This is a genomic window from Arenibaculum sp., assembly GCF_035998295.1.
In the GTDB taxonomy this organism is placed as follows: domain Bacteria; phylum Pseudomonadota; class Alphaproteobacteria; order Azospirillales; family Azospirillaceae; genus DASYHS01.
Map to the genome: position 1 here is coordinate 1 of NZ_DASYHS010000023.1, position 23,383 is coordinate 23,383.

Genomic DNA, 23,383 nt, shown 5'->3' on the forward strand with positions numbered 1-23,383 from the left:
CTTCGAATCGCGACACACTTGTAACTCTCGCCGCCGGGGGTGCCGGCCTCACTCTGCCTTGCGACTGCAAGAAGAGGGAGCATCAAGGTGCCGGACATCCTACACAGCGTTGCCATCAAGTCCCCGGCGGACGAGGTCTACAGGGCGTTGACCACCATCGAAGGTCTTTCCGGCTGGTGGACGACCGACACGCAGGGCGACGCCGGCGCCGGCGGCGTCATTCACTTCCGCTTCGGCGCCAACCTCATCGACATGAAGGTGCTCGAGCTCGAACCCCGCAGGCGCGTCCTGTGGCAGGTGGTCGGCGGGCCGGACTCCTGGATGGACACCCGGGTGCGTTTCGACCTCGCGCAGGACGGCGGCTTCACGAGGGTCCTGTTCAAGCACCAGGGCTGGAAGGAGCCCGGGGAGTTCATGCACCATTGCAGCACCAAATGGGCGATGTTCGTGATGAGCCTGAAAGCGCTTGTCGAAACCGGGACCGGCGCCGCCTACCCGAACGACGTCCACATCTCCGACAAGGGCGACTGACCCCGCGCCCGGCAATCGCCGGCCCGATCGAACCTGCGCGTCCGCATGCCGGACCGCGGCGGACGGGCCCACTCACGTCCAAGGAACGGAGATCGTCATGAGCGATAACAGCTTCTCGACCAGCTTCACGGTGGCCCAGCCCCCGGAAGCCGTGTTCGCGGCCATCAACGACGTGCGCGGATGGTGGTCCGACGGCATCGAGGGCCAGGCGGACAGGATCGGAGGCCGGCCGATGACGGACGGAGGGCAGGCGCTCGTCCGGGCGAAGGGAGCCGGGCTGTGAGGCTGGTCAGGCTGGGAGTGCCGAGAGGGCTGGACAGCCTCCGTCTCATCGAGGAGGATCCCCCCGAGCCGCGGCCGGGCGAAGTGCTGGTCAGGATCGGCGCGAGCTCGCTGAACTTTCACGACCACATGGTTGTCCTCGGGCGCATCCCGTGCGCCGACGACCGCGTCCCGATGACCGACGGCGCCGGCGAAGTGGTCGCGCTCGGCGACGGGGCGGAGGGCTTCGCGATCGGCGACGCGGTCGTCAGCACCTTCTATCCAGGCTGGCCGACGGGCGAACCGACATCGGCCGCCAGGCGGGACATACCCGGCGACACTCTCGACGGCTACGCCCGCGAATATGTCTGCATGCCGGCGCGCGCCTTCACGAAGGCGCCGGCGGGCTACACGCATAGGGAGGCCGCGACGCTGACCTGCGCCGGGGTCACCGCCTGGAGGGGCTTGGTGGTGCGCGGCCGGGTGCAGCCCGGCGACACCGTGCTGGTCATGGGAACGGGCGGGGTATCGCTGTTCGCGCTGCAGTTCGCCAAGGCCGCGGGCGCCCGGGTGATCGCCACGTCCTCGTCCGAGGAGAAGCTGGAGAAGCTCGAACGTCTCGGGGCCGACGCCGTCATCAACTACAAGGCTGTGCCGAACTGGGGCGAGAAGGCCAGGGACTTGACGGAGGGACGCGGCGTCGACCACGTGATCGAGGTCGGTGGGCCCGCCACGCTCGCGCAGTCGATCGCCGCGTGCAGGATCGGCGGACACATCGCGCTGATCGGTGTCCTGACGGGGTTCGTGGGCGAAGTGTCGGTCCCGGCGCTGTTCACGAACGAGATCCGCATCAGCGGCGTCTCCATCGGCAGCAGGGCGGACCAGGAGGACATGATCCGCGCGATAACCGCCAATCGCCTGAAGCCCGTGATCGACCGCAGCTTCCCGTTGGAGGAAATCGGGGGTGCGTTCCGGTACTACGAATCCCGGAAGCACTTCGGCAAGATCTGCCTTCAGCTTTGAGCTTCTTCCGCTGGCGCCTGCCGGATGCGGCAGGCGGCGAGGCCCGGCCCGGCACTACGGTTGCCCTTCGCACCTGAGTGAGCCTCTCGGGCGAAGGCCTGACGGCTGCGGCGCCGGACGGACCACGCAACCGACGATCGCGGGTTTGATCTGGCGCCGGGGTTCCAGGAAAGCCGGGAAGTAACTGCCATTGCGCAGCTTAGAACTTGGACCTCCAGCTCCATCACCCGCTGGGCAGCGAAGCCGATCATCTCGCGCAGCAATTAGCTTCCGTACCCTTTTCCAGCATGCTGCGCAGTGCCATCATCTCATCGGCCATCGTGGTCACCTTCGGTACGGGTTTGTGTTGTGGCGACCAGACTTTGCCGAAGAACCGCGATGGCCGCCCGCCGGGGCAGACTCTCCGGCCGGCTACGCCGTCTGCCCCGGCGGAGGCGCTCCTACACCACGTCCCGGGACGTGACCTGTTCGAGCTGGGGTGAATTCGTCGGCGATCCGAACCGGACAACTCCACAATGATGGTGATGGATCCGCTTTGCGGAATGTATGTTGTGGAAGTTCCATCGGAATTTCGGCGGGCTATTGCGGATGCAGGCATCCGACCTGTTTATAGATGCAACGCAGGTAAAGAGAAACTTAAAGGACGAGCAAAAGAATGCGGGACTATGATGTTGCAGTTATCGTCCTTGCTCCATTCGTCGGCAGTTTTCTCGGCGTTATCGCATTCCGGCTGCCAAGGCACATGGATTTCCTTTGGGAGCGTTCCGTCTGCTCCTCCTGTGGCGCGAGGCTTCGCCCCCTCGATCTCTTGCCGTTTCTGAGCTGGTTGGCCTTGCGCGGGAAGTGCCGCCACTGCGACAGCCCCATTGGACTGTTCCATCCCGCGATGGAGGCCGCTGCCGTGCTCATTGCGATTTGGGCGAGCGCGATCCTGTCCGGTCCACTTCTGTGGGCGAGTTGCGTGCTGGGTTGGATGCTGTTGACGCTGGCGGTGATGGACTGGCAGCATCGGATCCTGGCGGACGTCCTCACACTGCCTCTGCTCGTCGCGGGTCTCGCGGCGGCGGCCTTCTACGCGCCATCCGCCCTCGGGCATCACGCCGTCGGCGCGGCAACAGGCTTCGCCGGATTCCGGCTGCTCGGCGGGCTGTATCATGGTCTTCGTGGCCGCGAGGGCCTCGGGCTTGGGGACGCCAAGTTCCTCGCCGGTGCAGGTGCCTGGGTTTCGTGGACGGGGCTGCCGTCCGTGATCCTGCTGGCGTCGGTCTCGGCCCTGAGCGTCGTGGCGCTGATGGGCTTGGTCGGCAGACCCGTCGGACGGTGGCAACAGATCCCTTTCGGCCCGTTTCTCTGCCTGGCCACTTGGATCGTCTGGCTCCACGGTCCGCTCGTCCCGGCCTGAGGATGGAACGGTCCGGTCCCGCCGGGCCGTGGTCGCCCAGGCGCCGGCTTACGGCACGGCAGGGCTAGTCTAGAGAGGCTCGATGGCCCGCAGCCTGCGGCGGAGTTCGTCCGTCACGTCGCGCGCCTCCCGGGAGCCGCGGACGACGCGGGGCGTTATCAGCACCAGCAATTCGGTCCTCCCCGCCGTGTTCTCGGTGGTCGAGAACAGCGCCCCCAGCAGCGGCAGGGATGACAGGATCGGGATGCCGGCCCGGCTCTTCGTCCGGGCGTCGCGGATCAAGCCGCCGAGCGCGATGGTGTCGCCGCTGTCGATCGCGATCGTGCTTTGGATCCTGCGCTGTTGGATGGTCGGGGCGTCGATCTCCGACGTCGTCGTCGGCACGACGTCGCTGACCTCCTGCACGACTTCCAGCGTGACCCGGCCATTGGCGTTGACGCGAGGGGTCACGTAGAGGATGACGCCCGTATCGCGGTACTGGATCGTGTTGACGATCGGCGCAAGCGGGTCGATGACGCTGACAGCGGACTGGACCGGCACCGGCACCTGATCGCCGACCTGAAGCACGGCGGTTTGATTGTTGAGCACCATGAGTTGAGGCGACGAAATGACGTTCAGGTCGGTAATCGATTCCAGGGCGCTCAGGGCGATCCTGGCGTCGGAGGGTCGATACAGGACGGAGAAGCCCGGCAATATGGGGTCGACGACGGCTCTGTTCGCCTGCGTCAGGAGGACATCGACGTTTCCGCTCTGGAAGAAATATTGCAGTCCATAGCGGAGTTCATCGTTCAGCGTCACCTCCGCGATGGTCGCTTCGACCAGCACCTGGAGCGGCGCGACATCGAGCTGGCGGAGGGTCGCTTCTATTCTGCGGAATTCCTGAGGGGTGGCCATCAGGACGAGGGCGTTGTTCGCGTCGTCGGCGGTGACCCGGATCGCCCGCTCCGCAGAGGGCGTGTCGCCGGGAACCGTTATGGTCTGCTGAACGACCGGCGGGCTTGCGTCCGCCGGCTGTCCGGAACCGTCCGGCTGGAGCGGCGTTGCCGGCTCCGGTCCGATCTCCGCTTCGCCGAGCATCGAGGAGGACACGGTGGGTGCCGGCTGACGGTAGATGCGCTCGCTGACCGCCAAGCCGGGCGCGATCCGGGGGGCCGAAGGCCCCGGTGCCGCGGCGGGGCCGGTCGCACCGCCGAATATGCCGCCGAGGACCGCGGCGAGGTCGCTCGCGCGGCCGTTCTGGACCGGATAGACGTAAAGCCTCGCCGCATCCCCGCCGACGTCGCGGTCGAGTTGCCGGATCCAGGTCCTGATCTCTTCCAGCAGAGCCGGCTGCCGGCTGACCACGAGCAGGGCATTCAGCCGCTCGACCGGAAGGAAGGTGGCTGTGCCCGTTTGCGGGGTCTGCGAGCCGGCGCCGAAGATCGCCTCGAGCTCCTCCGCCAATGTTTCGGCCGGCACGGCATCGAGTGGAAAGAGCGCGAACGACATTCCCGAAAGCCAGTCGACGTCGAAGGCGTCGACCAGGTCCAGCATCGTCGCGAGTTCCTGACGGGACCCGCCCAGCACCAGCAGGTTCCGCGCCTCGTCGACGCGCAGGATGCCGTCTTCGGGCGTGACCGCCTCGAGCACGTTCTGCATCTCCGCCGCGCCGATGGAGGACAGCGGCACGATCTGAACGGCATACCCCGGTTCCGCATCTCGCAACGAACGCCCGAGGCGCGTGGGCGCCGTCCTCGGTGCCTGCTCGCGCGGAACGATGCGGTAAAGGTCCGGTTCCCGGACCAGGGCCGCCCCGTTGACGGCGAGGACGTCCTGCAGAACCGCGATCAGATCCTCCTCGGCGAGCGGCTGGCTGCTACGGAGCGTCACCTGTCCCGACACCGCGGGATCGATGACGTAGCTCAGCCCGAGCGTATCGCCCAGGATCGTCTGTACCGCTTCCCGAATGTCGACGCCGACCATGTTCAAGACGGTACCGTCCTCGGCCGGAAGCGGGGTCGCGTCGCGGCGACTGCCGGGCGTACCGACGAAACGTCCGGTTCCTCTTCGAATGATCGGGACGGGATGCTCTTCGGGTCGGACGCCGTCGGCGCCCAGCGGCAGAGGCGGGCCGAGAGCGTCGCGCTCGCCGGTCGGCTCGCCCGCTCCGGCCGCGATCACTCCGGTCAAGGTCGCCGTCGGCGGCCGCTTGCCTTCGATCAGCTGTGCCGTCCGCTCCGGCAGAAGCGAGCAGGCGGCGACCAATGGCAGCACCAGGCCGAAGAAAGCGATCTTGATCGACGTGTTCATGGAGGGATTGGCTGGCGTGCCGTTGATTCAAGGACGTGAACGATACGTATAGTGCCCTCAAAAAGGAACCCAAACCATCGGCCTACCCGGCCCCTCCGTCCCGGGGATCCGTCGCGGCGGCCCATACGGTACCGCTTCACGATTCCCCGCCGCCGATTGGAACCGCCAGGATCGGCGGCGCGCTGATCCGAAGGGTGACGAGGAGATCCGGCCAGACCTCCTGTTCGTCTTCGGGCGTCACCGACACGCGCACGAGGCCGGGCAAGCTTGCCGCATTCCGCCAGCGGTCGTGCCAAGCTGCGGCCGCGCCGGGTTCGTTCGCGCCGAAATAGCTTATGGAGATGGCCGACACTCCGGAGAGAAGTTCGATTTGCTCGCCGGCGTGCTCCCGGTCGAAGTCGGAATCGGGATTGAACGGATGCCAAGCCATGAGCAATACCCCGTCCGGGGTACCGTCGAGCCGCCCGATCGTGAATGTGTGCAGGCCTCCGCCAACCTCCACCGGGATGGGGGCGACGAAGCGGACGCGGTTCGGTCGTCCGTCGAAGGCGACCCGTACTTGCCCGAGCGTCGCTTCGGGCAGCACCAGCGGCAGCGCCTGGCCCAACTGGCGACGAATGGCATCTTGTACCGTCTGCACGTCGAGGACGTGCGAGCTGCGCCGGCCACTGGCCTCCCACGCGCGGACTCCGAAGCGCAGGCCGCCGCCTATGGCGAGGGTGAGGAGCGAGAGCAGCACCATCGCAACCAGCAGTTCGAGCAGCGTGAAGCCCCGCTGCCCGGTCGCGGTCGCGTCCATCCGACGTGCCGCAGCGGTCACCGCCTTCCCTCCGCGACGAGCTTCAGCGTCGTCAGTTCCAGCAACCCGCCTGCGGCCCCGCCCTCGTCCCAGCTGACGGTGACCGTCACCTCGTAGGGCCGGACGGCCGGCGCGGCGAGCGCCGCCCCGGAATGGTCATCAAAGGGGCGGACCGCCACGCGCCAGAGGAAGCCATCGCCGAATGTCCCCTCGGTGATCCCCGTGCGCAGTCCACCGTCGGTCCCGGCGGACGCAAGGGCCGATTCGGCCAGCAGAACGGCGATGATCTGGTCGCGGGTCCGGTCGGTCGTTCGCAGCCCTCCCGAGATCGCCTGGAACAACGGCGGAAGCAGAAGAGCCAGAATGGCGAAGGCGACGATCACCTCGACCAGCGTAAAGCCGGCCATTCTCGGATCGCGGTGCATGCGACTCCTCCACCGGGCGGCGGATCCGTGCGGTGGATCGTCGTCAGGCGATATCCACCGGCACTCGACGAAGCGTTTCGGGCTTCAACGCAGCAAAGCGCATCTTGTTGCCGGAAAGGTGGACGCGATGCGACTTCGGAGACGGCGGGCAACACGAAATATCGCGCGTAGTACGGTAATTCGTATAAGTCACGGAAATGTTCGCGACGTTGGTCGTTCGGCCGGGTTTGCGTGCTGCAAGTGGAATGAGCTCTATGGAAATGGCAATTTCCGTAATTTCCGGCGCGAGCTCATAATACTGTAAAATGATGCGCGATGTATTTGCACATAACATCACGGTCGGAGAACTCAATATGCTTGATGATGCAAAGAAAAATCAGGTTCCGCTGAAGGCCGGAACCAATCGCCGTCTTTTCATGGGAGGAGCGGCGCTTGGTATGGCATCGTTCAGCCTGGTGGCTTCCGGACGGTTCTCCGCCATGGCGCAGGAAGCCGGGCAGGACGTTCCGCAGGATGCTCCGCCACTGACCGACGAGCAGATTCTGAATTTTGCGCTCAACCTCGAATACCTGGAAGCGGAGTTTTATGAACGCGCGGTGTTCGGCCGCGGGCTTCCTCTCGAGGACGTGACGGGCCAGGGCTCTCTGGGGCCGGTGTCGGGCGGCCGCCAAGTCCCCTTCGAGACCGATGCAATCCGCAAGTATGGGCAGGCCATCGCCGAAGACGAGCGCAACCACGTCCGGTTCCTGCGGTCCGCATTGGGAAGCGCCGCGGTGGCGCGTCCCGCGCTCGACCTGGACCGTGCCTTCACGACGGTGGCCCGGGCCGCCGGCCTAGTCGGTCCCCAGGAAACCTTTGATCCCTATGCCAACGAGAACAATTTCCTGCTTGCCGCGTTCATCTTCGAGGACGTCGGCGTCACCGCCTACAAGGGGGCGGCACCTCTCATCACGAACAAGACCTTCCTGGAAGCCGCCGCCGGCATCCTCGCCGTGGAGGCCTATCACGCCGGCAATCTCAGGACCGTCTTGTTCGACCGCGGGCTCTTCGATCCGGTTGAAAAGATCTCCGACGCCCGGGATTCGCTCGACGGTCCGGAGGACCTCGACAAGCCGCTGCGCTTCCCCGACGGCAAGCCCGTCATCGCGCCGACCGACGAGAACGCCATCGCCTTCAGCCGCACGCCGGAGCAGGTCCTGAACATCGTGTATCTCGGCGGCGAGGCGGCGGATTTCGGGTTCTTCCCGAACCGCGTCAACGGGTCCTTCAATCTCTCGCCGGTCGCCGTGCTCCCCGAGTGAGGGGGGATACCGGCGATGGCGTGGGGCAGGACGGCCGGCACGATCCGGCGATCCTGTCCCGGTCCCGGTGGCGCTCCGTGGATCCGAAGGGAACGGAATGGACCGGACCACACGGCGGTTCGTGAACCGGCTGCGCGGCTCCGGGGCGATCCCGGGCCGACAGCGTGGGATCGCGCTCCTGAGCGTGCTGTGGGCGCTTGCCCTTCTATCGACGCTGGCTGGAGGGCTGGTCGCCGAGGCCCGCACGGATGCCCGCATCGCGCGGAATGCCGTCGAGGCCGCGCGGGCGCGGGCATTGGCCGAGGCCGGCGTCGCCCGTGCGATCCTCGCTCTGGCGACGTCAATACAGTCGGGGATGATCTCGCGGCCGGACGGATCGCCCGCGATCTATGCGTTCGCCGACGGTGAGGTCCAGGTGTCGGTGCGGGACGAAGGCGGCAAGATAGACCTCAATCTCGCACCGCGCGAGGCCCTGCAGGGGCTGTTCCTGTCTCTCGGCATCGACCGGGCGAGTAGCGAGTCGTTGACGGATGCCATTTTGGACTGGCGCGACGGCGACACGTTGCGCCGGCCCGCCGGTGCCGAGGACGAGGACTATCGGCGTGCCGGAGTGGCATCCGGTGCGAAGGACGCGTCCTTCATAGCGGTCGAGGAACTTGCCCGCGTTCTGGGAATGGCACCGGAAGTCTACGCGCGCCTGGAGCCGCTGGTGACGGTCCATTCCCGCATGATCCGGGTCAATCCGGATACTGCGCCGCCGGAGGTCCTGGCCGCGGTCGCGGGGACGGCGAGCGCCGGCCCCGCGACGGCTTCCTATACCATCAAGACGCTCTCGGTAACGGCCTTGGCCCATACCGACCAGGGGGGGCGTTACGGCATTGAGGCGATCGTCGACTTCACCGGGACGGCATCCGATCCGTTCCATGTCCATGCGTGGCGGCAGGTCTCGCCGGGTGCGACGGCGTCCCGCTGAACTCGGGCTTGGGTGGATTGTCATGGACGATGTGGTAGCGAATCGGCCGAGCCCCCGGCGGCGCATCGAACGGATCGCTGCTTGCGACGAAGAGCGGGCATCCTTCGAACGGGCTTTCGTGGATCGGCTGATCGCCTCCGGTTCGACGCTGGACCGAAACGACCTTGATCGCATCCGCCGAACCAAAGACGCTACCGAGCGGCTCGACGGCCTCGTTCTGAAACTCGGGCTGGTGTCCGAGGCCGAAGCCGTCGATGCGCTCTGCGCGGTTCTCGACCTGCCGAAGTCCGAGCTCGACGGCGATCCCGTCGAAGCCGTCGTCGAAGGCCGATTGCCGCTCAAATTCCTGAGAGAAGCCCGTGTCCTTCCGTTGCGCGGCCTCGGGGGCGACATCGCGCTGGCGATGGCCGATCCGCTCGACACCTTCGCGGTCGAGGCCGTGGAATACGTCCTGGGCGAGCCCGTGATCCCCTGCGTGGCGATGCCCTCGGCCCTGGACGCCACGCTGGAACGGCTGGGCGACCGTGGCCGGGCATCGATGAGCGACATCGTCGAGGACATCGGAACGGCCGAGAACGGGATGGATCTCGACGGCGCGGAGGATGTGGAGCGTCTGAAGGATCTCGCGAGCGAGGCTCCGGTCGTCCGTCTGGTCAACCTGCTGATCGGCCGCGCCGTCGAGGAGCGTGCTTCCGACATCCACATTGAATCCTTCGAAGGCACGCTGAGGGTCCGCTACCGCGTCGACGGCGTGCTTCGGCCCGTCGAGGCGCCGCCGAGCCGTTTGCGGGCGGCGATCATTTCGCGCATCAAGATCATGGCCCGGCTCGACATTGCCGAGCGGCGCCTGCCGCAGGACGGGCGGGTCAAGCTGTCGCTCAGGGGACGGGACGTGGACCTGCGCGTCGCGACGGCCCCCACGCTCCACGGAGAGAACGTGGTGCTGCGCATACTCGACCGCAGCGGTGTCGTTCTCGACCTGCCCCGGCTTGGGTTCGAGGGACGGGCGCTGGAGGAGTTCGCCGCCTCGATCGAGAGACCCCATGGCGTCATCCTGATCACCGGGCCGACCGGAAGCGGCAAGACGACGACGCTCTATGCCTCCCTTCTGAGGTTGAACGCGCCCGAGAAGAAGATCGTCACGGTCGAGGATCCGATCGAGTACCAGGTGGACGGCGTCAACCAGATCCAGGTGAAGCCGCAGATCGATCTGACCTTCGCGACCGTCCTGCGCTCCGTGCTGCGCCAGGATCCCGACATCATCATGATCGGCGAGATACGGGATCAGGAAACTGCCAAGATCGCCGTTCAAGCCGCCCTGACGGGGCATCTGGTCGTATCGACCCTGCACACCAATGGCGCGGCCGCTGCTATCGCGCGCCTGATCGACATGGAAGTGGAGGACTATCTTCTCGCGTCGACGCTGGCCGGGGTCCTGGCTCAGCGATTGGTCCGAACGCTCTGTCCGGCCTGCAAGCGTCCCCACGCGAGATTGCCCGAGACGGCGAGGCACCTCGGCGTGGAACGGTTCGCCGACGGCCCGCCGATCCTGCATCAGGCGGTCGGGTGCGAGCACTGCAACGGCACGGGTTACCGGGGCCGCCTCGCCATCCTGGAATTCCTTCCCGTATCCGAGAACGTGGCGCGGCTCATTCTCGATCGCGTCGACGCGAGACGGATCCACGATGCGGCGGTCACTGCCGGCATGCGCACGTTGTTCGAAGATGGCGTCCGCAAGGCGCTCGCCGGGCTCACCTCCCTGGAGGAAGTGCTCCGTGTCGCACGGGAGACGTGACGATGGCGCGCTACCGGTACAAGGCCGTCGGCAATGACGGCGAGATCGTCGAGGGCGAAATGGAGGCAGCCGACCGTGCCCTCGCCTCGGACCGGCTGCGTGGCGCGGGCCACTATCCGATCCGGGTCGAGGAGATCGCAGCGGGTAGCCGCGAGAGCCTGCTCCATCGCGATCTGTTCGGCGCCCGTCCGGTCAAGGCGCGCCAGATCGCAGTTATCACGCGGGAACTTGCGACGCTGCTGGGGGCCGGACTGCCGTTGGACAGGGCCTTCACGGTTCTGAGGGGCGTCAGCGAAACCGGGCAGGTCGAGAAGCTGCTGACCGGCATTCAGGAAAAGGTCCGCGGAGGCTCGTCCCTGGCCGATGCGATGGCGGCGCAGGGTTCCGTCTTTCCGCGCTACTACGTCAGCATGGTCAGAGCCGGAGAGGCCGGGGGAGCCCTGGAACTCACACTGGCCCGGTTGGCCGATCTGCTGGAGAAGGCCTACGCCCTGCGCGAGAGCGTCAAGTCGGCTCTCGTCTACCCCGCCATACTCCTCGTCTTCGCAGGACTTTCCGTCATTCTCCTGCTGACCCTGGTACTGCCGCAATTCGAGCCGCTGTTCGAGGATGCCGGCGAGGCGCTGCCCTGGGGAACACGTCTCTTCATGAGCCTCGGCGATGCGGTCGAGCGTTACGGGCTGGTGGCGTTGGCGGTCGCCGCGGCGGTGCCCATGGTCCTGAGGCGCCTGCTCGCGGATCCCGGCCGGCGCCTGCTCCGGGACCGCATGCTGCTCTCGGTTCCAATGCTCGGGAGCCTGATCGCTCTTGCCGAAACGGCACGGTTCACGCGCACCATGGGCACGTTGCTGAGCAATGGCGTTCCGATTCTGACGGCACTGTCGATCGTTCAGGAGACGGTTGCCAATCGATCCATTGCGGTGACGCTCGGGCGAGCGCAGGCGAGCCTGAAGTCGGGAGGGGGACTGGCGGCCCCGCTCGGGGCGGCCGGAACGATTCCGCCGCTGGCGGTTCATTTGATCAGGGTCGGTGAGGAAACCGGCGCTCTCGATACGATGCTGACGAAGATCGCAGACATCTACGACCAGGAAGTCGGGCGGAGCGTGCAGCGCCTGCTCGCCCTGCTCGTGCCGGCCCTGACCGTCATCCTCGGCTTGGTCGTCGCCGGCATCATCTCGTCGATCCTGGTGGCCATTCTGAGCGTTAACGAACTGGCGTTGTGAGATTTCGAAGGACGGAGAGGGATCAATGGGCCGTGACCTGCATGCGAGAAACGGCCGGGAGGCGCGGCGCGCCGGCGAGCGCGGTTTCACGCTCCTGGAACTGCTCGTCGTGCTGGCGATTCTCGGCATGCTCGCCGCTTTCGCGGCGCCCCAGGTCCTGAACTATCTCGGAGGCGCCAGAACCGATGCGGCGCGGATCCAGATTCAAAACCTTTCCTCCGTCCTCGATCTCTATCGCCTCGACGTCGGCCAATACCCGCCGCAGCAGGAGGGGCTGGAAGCCCTGGTCGATGCGCCGGACGGGGCCGATGGCTGGAGGGGGCCGTATCTGAAGCGGCGCGACGCCCTGGTCGATCCCTGGGGACGGCCCTACCAATACGCCAATCCCGGGCGCAGCGGCGCTTACGACATCTATAGCCTGGGCGCCGACAACGCGGAGGGCGGATCCGGTGAGGATGAGGACGTCACCAACTGGTGATGCCGGAGGAGCCGCGGGCTTCACCCTGATGGAACTGCTCGTCAGCCTGGCCGTCCTCGGTCTCGTGCTGGCGCTGGTTCCGGGCCTGCTGCCGGACTCCCGCAGCTCCGCCAATGTCGAGACCGTGGCGCGCGGCATCGAGGCGGGTCTGCGCCTGGCCCGCAGCGAGGCGATGTCCGACAACCGCCCCGTCGGGTTCGTCCTCGACATGGTGGCCCGATCCTATGGGATAGAGGGGGGCCCATGGCGGCCGGTACCGGACGGGATCGTCGTCGAAACGGTGACCGCACAGGCCGAAACTCTCGGGAAGGGAGCCATCGGCATTCGTTTCAATCCAAATGGAAGCTCGACCGGCGGCCGTATCACGGTGACCGATGGCGTCAGGCACCATCGCGTCTCCGTCGACTGGCTCACTGGGCGCATCTCCGCGGTCCCATGAGGATGATGAGCACGGGCGGCCGTCGCCGACGGACGCCTGCGCTCCTTGCTTACGGCCGCTCGGCGGAATCCGCGTCCTGTCGGGTGACCTTCCAGATCGCGCCGGTTCCCGCCATCTCCCGATACGGCGGCTCGTTCTGCTGTTCTTTAAGCGACATGTCGATCACGACCACACCGTAGTCGACGATGTAGAGCGCGTCGTCCGGACCGAACTCGACCTCGAACGGCCGGTCCAGGCCCTGCCCCTGAGCGTTCTGCGCCGATGCCGGGCCGGGTTGCGCGTTCCGGACGAACGGCATTGTCTCCCCGGTTTCGGGATCGACCCGAACGACACGGTAGCCGGCCGGGTTCTTGCCGCGAACCGGGTTGGTCGGCGGGGCGAGATCACCCCATTCGGCGACGAACAGGTCGCCCGCGAAGTCGCCCCAGACTTCCGGCGCCACGTCGATCATCGAGGGTGAGGAATTGAACGGGTGCAGAGAGACCACGAGAGAGGGATCGGGCGGAGTGAGCCCGCTTGCCTCATGATCGATGACGAAGCCCAAGGTTTTGCCTTGCGGCTCGCCGTCCACGAACACCATCGCCTGATACTGCTCCGGCGGCTCGAAGCGGGGATCGGTGAGAGGCTCGAGTGCGGCGGAGAAATCCGGTACGCCATACCATGTGCCCTCCTCGACCCTGTAGACGGGGTCGTATTCGTCCTGGACCGGACGGGAGCCGCGGATGTCGTAGCCGTTCTGCGCGGCGTACATGGCGCCCGTTTCCTCGTCCCAGGCAAGGCCGAGCAGGTTGCGGAAGCCCCATGCATACGGCCGGATCGTGCCCTCGGCGTCGGCCGGATCGAACACCAAGATCGAGCCGCCGCACTTGTTGGTGCCCTCGATTCTCTGGCCCGGTCGCGTTTCGGTCCCGAAGGGAACGTAGGCACCGGTGAGGACCGTGTCGTCCGGGTCGTTCCGGGTCATGAAGTTGGGCGACTGGAAGTTGCGTCCGGTGAGGACGATGTCCTGGCAAGGCGTCGTGTGCAGGTTGGGGCTCTTCATGATCCAGGGCGCGACCGACGGTCCAACCACGCCGGCATTACCGGCCGCGCCGACGCTGACATACATCATTCCGTCGGGGCCGACCCGGATGTCGTTGATCTGGTGCTCGGACTGGCTGTCGACGATGCCGCTGAAGACCTCCGTCACCTCGCCGTCGGGCGTTGCCCGGGAGACCGTACCGGTCAGATCCTCGGCGTCGCGAAGCGTAAAGTAGAATGCGCCGTCGTGCCAGGCGAGCCCGACCACGGCGGTCATTACGCCCTTGTCGGTCAGGTCGACGACCGGCGTCGCCCGACCCTGCTCCACGCGCAAGATGCGGATTGGCTCCTTCTGCTCGGGGTAGAGCGCGCCACCAGCCTCCACGACGTGCATCCGACCCTGATCGTCCCAGGCGAGCGATGTCGGGAAGTTCAGTCCGTCCACGACCTTTTCGATCCGGTAGCCGTCCGGCAACCGCAATATCGTCTCTCCGCTGCCTCCGGCACCGGTTGGCCCTGCTTGGCCCCGTCGTTGCGGCTCCTGTGCGGAGGCCGATCGCGGATTTCGCCCCTGGCCCATGCTGGGAGCCTGAGCGACGGCGCGGGGAACGAGGATCGCATCCGCCGCGTGGATTTCGCTGTCGGCCGCGTTGTCGCTTTCGACAGCCGTTGCGGTCTCCTGGCCCGACCCGAGGGCGAATCCCTGATCGGCATTGGCGACGGTGATCTGCCCGTCTTCCATGGTATCGGGAGTCGCGCGCAGGTCGCGTGCGTCGTGCGCTCCGCCGAGAGCGGGAGAATGCTTGGCGAAATCCGCCAGCCGCCTCCTGGCCCGATCCTGCATCGGCCGATCGAGCACATCTTGCGGCAGCGCCTCGAACGCCTCGCCGATCGGGGCGGACATGGTGAGGGGGCTTGCGCCCTTGCGTTGCTCGACCGGGCCGGCCGGCGCAATCGCCCTCGCGAGCATGCTGAACCGAGCGTCCGGCTCGATCGTCTCCGAGATGTCGGTTGCCCAAACCCCCATGGGGGTCAGGCCCAGCGATACTGTCGCAACGAATGGCATCAGACTTCGGCGTGATGAAGCGACTTTCATGGCATGTCCCCTTGTCGAAGCCGGCGATCGCCTCGCTTTGTGCAATGGTACGCATCCGCGACCCGCAGTCGCGGACGAACATCTGCGGCCGCTCATCTGCCAGCCCGTATCGAGAGGCGATCATGGCTTCGTACGGGGCAGTTCGCGTTGCTCTCCTCTCCGGTCGGTGGTCGGCTCATCCCTCAACGGGTCGGTGTCGAAAAGATTTCGGCCTCGGTGAGCAAGGCGGCCCGCGCAGTGTGAACGGCGCCTCGCGACCTGCGGCACCCAGCTGATCCGGCGGCATTTCAGTGCGTCACCGGGGTGTTCCCGGGCAACTTGCGGGGCGCGGTGCTGTTGATAGGCGAATCGGCGGTCGGGGAAGGCCGGGAGACGACGCCGGGAGACGACAATGACGGGCATCTCACGGGCTTTGGCGGTGGCAACGGACCTCGGGCACCGCTTTCTCACCTGGTGGTTGGACGAGCTCACGGCTCTGATACCCGGCTTCTTGAAGTTCCGGCAATCGGGCAACGGCAGCACCCTCTTCGTCGATCTGGAGCGTGGAGAGGTCGTCATCAGGTCCCCCGGAGACGGCGGGGTTCCGACGGAACTCGGGCGCTTTCCCCTCGACGCTGTCCCAGAGGCGGCAAAAGGACTGAACGACGCGTTGAAGCGGCTGACGTCGTCGTCCCGGGCGGTCGCAATGAGATTGCCGCGGCGCGAGGTGCTCCGGCGCACGATCAACCTGCCTTTCGCCGCAAGGAAGAATCTCCGGGACGTCCTCGCCTTCGAGGTGGAGCGCATCATGCCGTTCGCGGCCGATGATCTCTATTTCGACTTTCGGGTCCTGGAATGCGATGCAACAAGCCGGACGCTCAGGGTCGACATCGCCGCGGCCGAACGGCGGCGGATCGATGCCGCCCGCGGCCTCGCTGAGAGTTGGGGGCTCGAGGTCGCCCGCATCGGGCTGAATACGGAAACGGTCGAAGAGCCGATTCTGTTCGATCTGCTCAATGGTGCACGTCCGGCGGGGCGACCGCGCGGACCGAGCAGAACCACGGTACTCCTGTCCCTTCTGGCTACGGTGCTCGCCGGGGCCTCGCTATACCTGCCTTTGAGCGACAAGCGGGCCGCCGCCGATGCCCTGTCCGGTCGCGTGGAAGAAAGCCGTGCCCGAGCGGATGCGGCCGAGGCGTTGCGCAGCCGAGTGGAGCACATCGTCGCGGCTGGATCGTTCGTGGTCGACCGCAAGCTGGCGACACCGTCGGCAACCGAAATCCTGCACGAGGTGACCCGTATCCTGCCCGACGAGGTCTGGCTGTCCCAACTCGGCATCGAAGGGGGGGAGATCAGGATGTCCGGGTACTCGCCGGCGGCATCGGGCTTGCTGGAACCGATCGAACATTCCGACCTGTTCGGGAGTGCGCGGTTCCGCTCCCCCGTGACCCGCGACGCGCAGTCCGGCCTGGAACGGTTCGAGATCGTCGCCGAGATCGTCGAAAGATCTTCTCCACCATGAACATGTCTCCCTTCTATAGCCGCGCGCTAGCCGTAGCGTTGCTACTGGCATTACTGGCGGCGGTGCCGGTCTTCATCGTCGCTCCCCTGATCGACACGTTCGACCGATATGACGAGCGGATCGAACTGGCGCGAGGATTGCTGGAGCGTTACGAAGCGATTGCGGCGGAGAGCGATGCCCTGCAGGAGCGTTTGAACAAGCTCCGCCTCGGTGGAGCCAGTGCCGACACGTACCTGACGGGATCAAGCGAGGCCCTCGTCGCCGCGAACCTTCAGGAACGCGTCCAGGGGCTCTGCGACCAGAAGAATTGTGCACTTCGAAGCACCCAGGCGCTTCCCGTCCGCAGCGAGGAAGGCTTCCGCCGTGTCGGCCTGAGACTCGTCCTCATGGCCGACACCGCCGGCTTGCTGCGCATGGTCCATGGACTGGAATCGTCGACCCCTCATCTGTTCGTCGACACGCTCGAAGTCCGGGGCACGGCCGACGATCTCGGGGGGGACGAGGACGACCGTCTGGGCCTCGAAATCCGGTTCGACGTATACGGCTTCATGCAGGGAGAGGAAGCGTGACCTGGCCCGCTCGTCTGCTCGTGGCTCTCAACGCCATTCTCGCCGTCGTGCTGTCGAGCCAACTGCGCGACCAGCGCGACGATCCGGTCCTGCCGGCCGGAGGCATGCATCGGGCGGCGGTCGCCATCGAAGATGTGTCCGAGTTCTCGCTCCCTGCGGACAGCGCGTTCGCCGAGATCGTGCAACGTCCGGTTTTCAGCCGCAACCGTCGCCCTCCGGAGTTGTCGCGTCCGAAGGAAGGTGGGGGGCCGCAGTCGAGCGAACTTCCGGATCTGCTCCTGGTCGGAGTGATCATCAGTTCCGATCGGCGGGTAGCGCTCTTCGACGATGACTCTTCCGAACTCCTTCGTCTGGCCGAAGGGGAGACCCTCGACGGGTGGACTCTGGAAACGATCCAGCCCGACGCGGTCGTCTTCCGTCACGGAACGGCTTCTCAGGCGATGGAGCTCAAGGCGCTTACGAGAGACATCGTGGCGGAATGAGGCGGCGGCGACCTGAGACGGGTGGCGGCCGGAAGGCGGACCACCGCAGAGAATGAATTCTTGCAGCGGTGCTTCGATTCTCCAGAACGCGTCGCGCCGTGCAGTCTCCTTTTGGCTGCCGCGAGAGGGCCGCCGGGGCGAACCCGACGGCCCCCCCGACGGCCCCGTGGTGACTATTGCTCCGCCGTGTCCATGATGGTCTCGCCGGGATTTCCGGCAAAGCCGCGGTTCACTTCGAAGGTGAAGGCCTGGGTGATTTCCGGCGGATCGCCCGCCATCACCGCCTTCATGGCGTCTGCGTAGGCTTGGCGGGCCTCCTCGATGGACTTCTCGCCCTTGACGATGTCATTGGCGAGATTGACGGCTAGGAAGTTGGCCGCCTCCTTGTCGCACCGTGCGGCCAGGGTACCCTTGGTCCGCTCCGCGATGACGCTGCCGTCGTACTCAGCGAGATCGTCGAACATGTCGGCCGGCACGTCGTACGGGATCACCTGTTCCAGCACGTCCTTGTGCGGCATCGGGAAATCGTGGTCGATCTCCTCGCCATAGACGATGGTCCGTGCCCAGGGCGCATTGTCCTCCCAGACCAGCATCTTTGGGGTGACACCCTGCGGCTGGCCGTACTTTTCCATCATGGCCTGGGCGGCCTTCTTGGAGACATCCGGCCAGTCCTGGATGACCTGATCGGCCGATTGTGCCTGCGCCTGGCCGGCCGGGGGACTCTGCTGGCTCGTCTGCCCCTGTGCGGAAGCCGGCATCGCGATGGCGAGGGCCAGAAGGCTGGCGCCCAAAAGAGAGCCGGCCGTGCCGAAATGCGGAAAACGGGACGTGGTCTTCATGTGTCGTCTCCTTATGGGAGGTGGTGGCGGTTGGGAAAACTTGCCAAGTGATACGTTCGAGGTTCCCCAACATCGCCGGAACCAGCCCGTGATCGCTTGGCCGGCGATCGGGCCGGATCGGGTCGGGCGCGTCGCTGCGCGCCGCTGACGAGGGAGATGAGGGCAGCGCACCGGAGATCGCGTTCGGCCCGGGGCCCGGACTTGCGCGCCATCTCCCGCACCACGCCGAGGCCCATTGCCATCGGCGTGAATCGGCGCCGCCTTTCCTGCGGCTTCGGAATTTCGCCGGCCGCAACGCTTTCCAGCGCCTGGGTCAGGCCCTTCCCGTCGCCGGCCCACGGGCCACGATAGACGATCACACCGCCACGGTCGGCCAGACAGACGGCATTCGGCTTCTCGTCGCGTGACCGGTGCACCGTGCCCCGGGAATCGTCGACCGCGATCGGCCAGGGTAGCCGGTCACGCCGCTTCAGCGCCCAGGCACGCTCCATTTTCTTTTCGAAGCTCCGCGGTCGGTCCCGGCGCCTGCCGGGATGCGCCTCGCGGACGTGCGGCATGACGAACGCGATCTCGGAGCCGAATTTCTCATGGAGGTCCTTGAGAACGGGCTTGGAGCTGACGGTCATCGGGCAGGTGAGCGAACCGGTGACCAGCAGCAGCGGCCGGTGGCCGACATGGTCGGCGCTACGGATCCGGCCGCCGTCCGTCGAAGGAGGGTCGAAGGCCGGCAGGTGCAGGCCTGGCCCAGATGCGTCTTTCCCGAAGCTCACGTCCTCCGACAGAACCGTCGAGGTGACGTGTTCGTACACGTAGCCGCTGGTGGACATAAGCGTCTCCGCTTCGGTTCTATGCGGCCGCCGGCCGCATGCGGGCCTGCACGTCAGACACTGCTCGCCGCCCGTCCCCGGCACCTGCCGGATGGCATCGGCGACCACGTCGAAAAGTCCTCGGGCGTGGAGAACTTGCCCGACTGGTCGATCCCGAAGGCCATTCGATCCCCTACGGTCGGCAGGATCAGCGATGCACCCGAGCGTTGTGCTGGACCAGCCTGAGCCGATCGGAATGGACCTCCTCGATGCCGGCGGTCAGCGCGCCGCCGACCCAGCCCAGCACGGCTCCGAAGATCAAGTGCAGGATCAGCGTCATGATCGGCACTCCGATGCCCAGATCCATGCCGAACGACTCCAGGCCTGCCATCGGCATCAGGGCGATCATCATGACGAGCCAACCGATGATCCCCAGGACCATGCCGGATACGGTCGGCCCGCCGGGCAGGGCGCGCTCCAGCAGGGCATAGGCGATGCCGTAGAAGACCGTGCCGACGATGAAATGCACGATCCAGCCGGCGGCCCGGCCGACGTCGAGCATCCCGCTCAACATGCCAATGACGTCCAGCTGCGGCATCATGCCCGTCCAGCCTTTCATGAGCATGATGGCCGAGAGCTCCAGCGTCGCCACGAATCCGGCGATCACTCCTTTCCCGACGTGTCCCAATTCTGGCTCCCGTTCGGCTGGGGACGAACCGCTCATGAAATCCTGCGCGGGACGTTACATTCTTCAACAGATGTTCTAAAATTGGTTCCCTTGAAAAATGCGTGGAGACCCGAATGGCCCGACCAAGGGAGTTCCAGGAGGACGAGATAGTGAAAACGGTCTTCCGGGCGTTCTGGCGGCGCGGCTATGCCGCGACATCGATGCGGGACCTCGAGGCGGAAACCGGGGTCGGGACCGCCAGTCTCTATAATGCCTTCGGGGACAAGCGCGCACTCTTCCGCACGGCCTTGGAAGCGTACATGGATGCTCATATCCGTAGCCGGATGCGTCGGCTGGAGCGGATGGCACCGGTGGCTCGGATCGACGCATTCGTCCATGAGGTGGTTTCGGCATTGGCCGACGACAGCGAGCCCGCCGGCTGCCTGGTCATCAACTCGGTCATGGAATCCGCAGCCGGAGACCGGGGTATGCGCGATTACGTGGCGGGCTGTATCGGTGAGGTGGAGGAATTCATCCGCGTCGCTCTGGAGGACGCTGCCGCGCAAGGTGCGATTTCCCCGGACCTGCCGGTTCGCGACGTCGCCTGCGGCTTCATGACCATGCTGCTCGGCCTGCATGTGGCGGCCAAGCTGCGGCCAGGGCTTTGCGCATTGGAGAGCGCGGCCCGGCCGATGCTGTCCGTCTTGCGGCATAGGACATTTCCGGCGGGTCGGGCCAAGTCCTGACCGGGTGCAGCGCAGGCAGGTTCCTCCGAGACGATCCCGACCGATGGGGCCGGTTCGTCCACTACCAGAGGCCGCGGGGGGCTCCTGCGGCCGACGTCCAATGGCTGCTGCGCCTTCTGCTCGTGTGGCGACAAGCTTTCGCCGTTCGAGATGCCCGAGAGCCGGCAGCGCGTATCGGGGCGCCTGAACGCGCTGACGGCGTCAAGCGCCTCCCGGCGAACTTTCAACGCCGACTACCAGACATTGCCGACGGGCCGGTCCGGCGGATTTCACTCATGAACACGGGCGGCCGGGAACGGATCCAGCCGCTTCTATTGTTCCGCCGTTCCTTCCTGCAACCCCGCAGCCCAGTTCGCGATCGCCGCCGCCGAGCGTCCGGGGGCTTCGAAGATGGCCGCATGCGAGCCGCCGGGAACGATGGCCAAGGTCGAGTTCGCGATCGCCTCCTGCATGTCGCGCGACACCTGCAAGGCGTAAAGCGAATCCTCCAATCCGACCAGGACCAACGTGGGCACGTCGATCTCGCCCAGAAGGCCCGTGAAGTCGGGCCGCTCGGCCAGGGCCTGGGCACCGCCGATCGCGCCATCCTTGCTCGCACTTTGCATGACCTCGCGAAGGTAGTCGGCCACGGCCGGTTCGTTCAGACGCGTCTCGCCGGTCAGCATGTCGGGAATGAGCGCGGGGATGACGGCGTCCAGCCCTTGATCGCGCAGCACCTCGGCCGTGCCGCGCCACAGGCCGGCTTCCGGCGGGGGCGCGGCGGCGGCCGTGGTGTCGATCAGGATCATGCCGTCGAAGCGCTCCGGCGCCTGCTCGTACATGGAGAACACGATCGGACCGCCCATCGACATGCCGCCGATGATGGCGCTCTCGATACCGAGCCGGTCGAGCACTGCCAGCGCATCGTTCGCATAGGTCTTGATGGAGCCCGGCACTTCCGGCGCCTCGCTCTTGCCGTACCCGCGATGGTCGAGTGTGATGACCGTGTAGTCGTCCTGGAGCGCATCGCGCACACGCGCGAACAGCGCGCCCGACAACGGATAGCCGTGCAGGAGCAGCATTGCGGGGCCGTCGCCCGCCGCCTCATAGAAAATGCGCGCCCCGTTCACTTCGGCGTATTCGCCCACGCGCTCGGATGGTGCCTGCAGGCTGTCCACGCTCGGCGCATCGAGTTCCTCGGTGACAAGCGCGCTGGTGCCGGCATCCTGGGCGGCCGCAGGCGCCGTGAACGCCAAGAGAGCCGCCGCTGCGGCTGCCGGAGCGCGGAAATGAGAGATTGATCGAGACATGAAGAGGCTCCGCCGTTGTGCCGTGAACCCAACCGGCGCGCCCTATGTTGGTTCCCGCCGGGGTTTCCGGAGTCGCACGTCCGTCGAGCGTTGGCAGGGGGTATCGGGCGACGATCGGTTCGACGATCCCGCAGGGGCGGTACAGTGCCTGCTATGCCGCATATCGGCTGGAAGGTATCTCCGCCGAAATCTGTCCGCGCGTGGTCGGTGCGACGCCGACGCGCGACTTGCGCCACGTCCAGGGACGTGACCTTGGGAGCTGAGCTACTCGGGACCCGCAACGACGATGTCGCGGTCTTCCGAGTTTGGCTCGGAACGTACCAATTTTTTCAGAATAGATTCGATGTTTTCCTTAATTGCTTCTTCCGTAGCTGCTTGCGTTCTCTCGGCGGCGGATAAATATCTAAATGGTTGTTTACTGGACGTAATAATTGTTTCGTTTATTATTTCAGCTCCAGTGTCAGATTCAATCAATCGGTAGTTCATTTCAATGAAAACAGTTATGTCTAATCCAAGAATCAACTCATCGAGTTTCTGTTGGACGTCTTCAACTGTAGCAAAGAGGCGATAACTCGGCTCTCCATAGACAAACAATCCTCTCACCGCCAACGAATTCGTCAGCGCTTCTTTCAGGATTCTCGGAGAAATTTCAGACCCCCAGGGTGGAGCCAAAGCTCGCACCTCGACCGGTTCGACTGAGATCGCTCCTCTATAGCTGGCGGGCTCGCCCGGGATCGTCGGCGCTTGCGCAACCATGAGCGGCATACGAGCTTGTTCCGCACTACAGCCGGTCAGAAGGAACACCAAGAAAGCAAGCGAAGTCCTGCACATGGAATGGCTCCTGAGACGCTTAAATCGTCAACAGCCGGCGGGCACCTCCGGCATGCAGATTTTCCTGGCCGCCGACCGAGATGGGTCGTGTCCCGAGAAAAGCGGTATGGTCTGAGACGTGTTCTGCACCCCCCCCGGGGCCGGACGCCTGGCCGGTCGGCCACCGCGCCCTCATACAGTCATCATCGACAGCCAGACGGTTCGAACCAGCGAAGCTGGCGGCGTCCGTGGCTGCGATAGCGGCAAACGCATGAGCGGCCGCAAGCGCCATCCGGCCGTCGACACCCAAGGTCTGTTCCTGCATACAGCTCAAAGGGTTGTATGCATGGGTCTCTTGCTGCAGGCCGACACGGAACCATGTGTCCCAGGTGCTCAAACCATGTGACGCATTACACACGCGGGCGGCCAAAAATGTGCCATGTGGCGGGGCGCGCCGCGCTAAGTCGCTGGAATGTCAGGAAAAATGGTGCCCAGGGACGGAGTCGAACCGCCGACACGGGGATTTTCAGTCCCCTGCTCTACCAACTGAGCTACCTGGGCATCTCGGGCGTGCTGCACCGCTGGGGCGATGCGTCCCGGTTGGGAGGCCGCTTATAGC

Annotated in this window: 24 protein-coding genes, 1 tRNA gene and 1 pseudogene; 15 read left to right on the plus strand and 11 right to left on the minus strand. The window is 65.8% G+C overall.

Annotated features, from left to right (window positions below; translation table 11 throughout):
- Positions 1 to 87: 87 nt before the first annotated feature.
- The 3 genes from VGO20_RS01850 to VGO20_RS01860 all read left to right on the plus strand — a co-directional run bounded on the left by VGO20_RS01850 (position 88) and on the right by VGO20_RS01860 (position 1,815).
- On the plus strand, positions 88 to 531 hold the full coding sequence (locus VGO20_RS01850; RefSeq protein ID WP_327500581.1) for an SRPBCC family protein: 444 nt from the start codon (positions 88 to 90) through the stop codon (positions 529 to 531).
- A 97-nt stretch (positions 532 to 628) separates the two neighbouring features.
- Complete coding sequence (locus VGO20_RS01855) at positions 629 to 814, plus strand: SRPBCC family protein (protein WP_327500582.1); 186 nt, start codon at positions 629 to 631, stop codon at positions 812 to 814.
- Positions 811 to 1,815 (plus strand): zinc-dependent alcohol dehydrogenase family protein, encoded by a 1,005-nt coding sequence (locus tag VGO20_RS01860; RefSeq protein ID WP_327500583.1) that lies wholly within the window; start codon positions 811 to 813, stop codon positions 1,813 to 1,815. The genes VGO20_RS01855 and VGO20_RS01860 overlap by 4 nt, the downstream gene beginning before the upstream one ends.
- Before the next feature lie 123 nt (positions 1,816 to 1,938).
- Here the strand turns inward: VGO20_RS01860 and VGO20_RS01865 are convergent.
- A pseudogene (locus VGO20_RS01865) lies at positions 1,939 to 2,134 on the minus strand (IS256 family transposase); the annotation flags it as partial.
- Between the two features lie 336 nt (positions 2,135 to 2,470).
- Here VGO20_RS01865 and VGO20_RS01870 point away from each other — a divergent pair.
- Positions 2,471 to 3,217 carry a prepilin peptidase gene (locus VGO20_RS01870; protein WP_327500584.1) on the plus strand — a complete coding sequence of 249 codons (747 nt, stop codon included), beginning with the start codon at positions 2,471 to 2,473 and terminating at the stop codon, positions 3,215 to 3,217.
- Positions 3,218 to 3,286: 69 nt separating this feature from the next.
- Here VGO20_RS01870 and gspD read toward each other — a convergent pair whose 3' ends face one another.
- From gspD to VGO20_RS01885, 3 genes are all read right to left on the minus strand, one after another.
- Positions 3,287 to 5,506: a type II secretion system secretin GspD gene (gene gspD / locus VGO20_RS01875; RefSeq protein ID WP_327500585.1), complete on the minus strand. Its 2,220-nt coding sequence runs from the start codon at positions 5,504 to 5,506 to the stop codon at positions 3,287 to 3,289.
- A 136-nt stretch (positions 5,507 to 5,642) separates the two neighbouring features.
- Positions 5,643 to 6,326, minus strand: coding sequence for a prepilin-type N-terminal cleavage/methylation domain-containing protein (locus VGO20_RS01880; RefSeq protein ID WP_327500586.1), 684 nt, complete (start codon positions 6,324 to 6,326; stop codon positions 5,643 to 5,645).
- On the minus strand, positions 6,323 to 6,730 hold the full coding sequence (locus VGO20_RS01885) for a prepilin-type N-terminal cleavage/methylation domain-containing protein (RefSeq protein WP_327500587.1): 408 nt from the start codon (positions 6,728 to 6,730) through the stop codon (positions 6,323 to 6,325). The genes VGO20_RS01880 and VGO20_RS01885 overlap by 4 nt, the downstream gene beginning before the upstream one ends.
- A gap of 305 nt (positions 6,731 to 7,035) precedes the next feature.
- Between VGO20_RS01885 and VGO20_RS01890 the strand changes: the two genes are divergently transcribed.
- The 6 genes from VGO20_RS01890 to VGO20_RS01915 all read left to right on the plus strand — a co-directional run bounded on the left by VGO20_RS01890 (position 7,036) and on the right by VGO20_RS01915 (position 12,939).
- The gene (locus VGO20_RS01890) at positions 7,036 to 8,031 is read left to right on the plus strand and encodes a ferritin-like domain-containing protein (RefSeq protein WP_327500588.1); all 996 of its coding nucleotides are present in this window, start codon (positions 7,036 to 7,038) and stop codon (positions 8,029 to 8,031) included.
- Positions 8,032 to 8,152: 121 nt separating this feature from the next.
- Entirely contained in the window at positions 8,153 to 9,004 is an 852-nt protein-coding gene (locus VGO20_RS01895; RefSeq protein WP_327500589.1) for a type II secretion system minor pseudopilin, read from the plus strand.
- Positions 9,005 to 9,026: 22 nt separating this feature from the next.
- A complete protein-coding gene (gene gspE, locus VGO20_RS01900) occupies positions 9,027 to 10,799 on the plus strand; it encodes a type II secretion system ATPase GspE (RefSeq protein ID WP_327500590.1) in 1,773 nt (590 codons plus the stop codon).
- 2 nt (positions 10,800 to 10,801) lie between these two features.
- The gene (locus tag VGO20_RS01905) at positions 10,802 to 12,022 is read left to right on the plus strand and encodes a type II secretion system F family protein (RefSeq protein WP_327500591.1); all 1,221 of its coding nucleotides are present in this window, start codon (positions 10,802 to 10,804) and stop codon (positions 12,020 to 12,022) included.
- A 25-nt stretch (positions 12,023 to 12,047) separates the two neighbouring features.
- Positions 12,048 to 12,500, plus strand: coding sequence for a type II secretion system major pseudopilin GspG (gspG, locus tag VGO20_RS01910; protein ID WP_327500592.1), 453 nt, complete (start codon positions 12,048 to 12,050; stop codon positions 12,498 to 12,500).
- Positions 12,478 to 12,939 carry a GspH/FimT family pseudopilin gene (locus VGO20_RS01915; protein WP_327500593.1) on the plus strand — a complete coding sequence of 154 codons (462 nt, stop codon included), beginning with the start codon at positions 12,478 to 12,480 and terminating at the stop codon, positions 12,937 to 12,939. The genes gspG and VGO20_RS01915 overlap by 23 nt, the downstream gene beginning before the upstream one ends.
- 49 nt (positions 12,940 to 12,988) lie before the next feature.
- Here VGO20_RS01915 and VGO20_RS01920 read toward each other — a convergent pair whose 3' ends face one another.
- Entirely contained in the window at positions 12,989 to 15,055 is a 2,067-nt protein-coding gene (locus VGO20_RS01920; RefSeq protein ID WP_327500594.1) for a DUF7133 domain-containing protein, read from the minus strand.
- 391 nt (positions 15,056 to 15,446) lie between these two features.
- On the opposite strand from VGO20_RS01920, the gene VGO20_RS01925 reads away from it, so the two are divergent.
- Genes VGO20_RS01925 through VGO20_RS01935 form a run of 3 tightly spaced genes read left to right on the plus strand, consistent with a single transcriptional unit; the run spans position 15,447 to position 17,607 of the window.
- A complete protein-coding gene (locus tag VGO20_RS01925) occupies positions 15,447 to 16,556 on the plus strand; it encodes a PilN domain-containing protein (RefSeq protein WP_327500595.1) in 1,110 nt (369 codons plus the stop codon).
- Positions 16,553 to 17,125, plus strand: a complete 573-nt coding sequence (gene gspM, locus VGO20_RS01930; RefSeq protein ID WP_327500596.1) for a type II secretion system protein GspM — start codon at positions 16,553 to 16,555, stop codon at positions 17,123 to 17,125. The genes VGO20_RS01925 and gspM overlap by 4 nt, the downstream gene beginning before the upstream one ends.
- Positions 17,122 to 17,607 (plus strand): hypothetical protein, encoded by a 486-nt coding sequence (locus VGO20_RS01935; RefSeq protein WP_327500597.1) that lies wholly within the window; start codon positions 17,122 to 17,124, stop codon positions 17,605 to 17,607. Before gspM ends, VGO20_RS01935 begins: the two co-directional genes overlap by 4 nt.
- A gap of 173 nt (positions 17,608 to 17,780) precedes the next feature.
- Here VGO20_RS01935 and VGO20_RS01940 read toward each other — a convergent pair whose 3' ends face one another.
- From VGO20_RS01940 to VGO20_RS01950, 3 genes are all read right to left on the minus strand, one after another.
- Positions 17,781 to 18,446, minus strand: a complete 666-nt coding sequence (locus VGO20_RS01940) for a hypothetical protein (protein WP_327500598.1) — start codon at positions 18,444 to 18,446, stop codon at positions 17,781 to 17,783.
- An 11-nt stretch (positions 18,447 to 18,457) separates the two neighbouring features.
- Positions 18,458 to 19,273 (minus strand): thioredoxin domain-containing protein, encoded by an 816-nt coding sequence (locus VGO20_RS01945; protein ID WP_327500599.1) that lies wholly within the window; start codon positions 19,271 to 19,273, stop codon positions 18,458 to 18,460.
- Between the two features lie 187 nt (positions 19,274 to 19,460).
- Positions 19,461 to 19,919, minus strand: coding sequence for a DUF6789 family protein (locus tag VGO20_RS01950; RefSeq protein ID WP_414639763.1), 459 nt, complete (start codon positions 19,917 to 19,919; stop codon positions 19,461 to 19,463).
- Between the two features lie 170 nt (positions 19,920 to 20,089).
- Here VGO20_RS01950 and VGO20_RS01955 point away from each other — a divergent pair, with 170 nt between their 5' ends.
- Positions 20,090 to 20,665, plus strand: coding sequence for a TetR/AcrR family transcriptional regulator (locus VGO20_RS01955; protein ID WP_327500601.1), 576 nt, complete (start codon positions 20,090 to 20,092; stop codon positions 20,663 to 20,665).
- A gap of 311 nt (positions 20,666 to 20,976) precedes the next feature.
- Here VGO20_RS01955 and VGO20_RS01960 read toward each other — a convergent pair whose 3' ends face one another.
- Both VGO20_RS01960 and VGO20_RS01965 read right to left on the minus strand, forming a co-directional pair.
- Positions 20,977 to 21,900, minus strand: coding sequence for an alpha/beta fold hydrolase (locus VGO20_RS01960; protein ID WP_327500602.1), 924 nt, complete (start codon positions 21,898 to 21,900; stop codon positions 20,977 to 20,979).
- Positions 21,901 to 22,218: 318 nt separating this feature from the next.
- The gene (locus VGO20_RS01965) at positions 22,219 to 22,785 is read right to left on the minus strand and encodes a hypothetical protein (RefSeq protein WP_327500603.1); all 567 of its coding nucleotides are present in this window, start codon (positions 22,783 to 22,785) and stop codon (positions 22,219 to 22,221) included.
- A gap of 118 nt (positions 22,786 to 22,903) precedes the next feature.
- On the opposite strand from VGO20_RS01965, the gene VGO20_RS28585 reads away from it, so the two are divergent.
- A complete protein-coding gene (locus VGO20_RS28585) occupies positions 22,904 to 23,170 on the plus strand; it encodes a transposase (protein WP_414639764.1) in 267 nt (88 codons plus the stop codon).
- 79 nt (positions 23,171 to 23,249) lie between these two features.
- Here the strand turns inward: VGO20_RS28585 and VGO20_RS01975 are convergent.
- A tRNA-Phe gene (locus VGO20_RS01975) sits at positions 23,250 to 23,325 on the minus strand.
- Positions 23,326 to 23,383 lie beyond the last annotated feature (58 nt).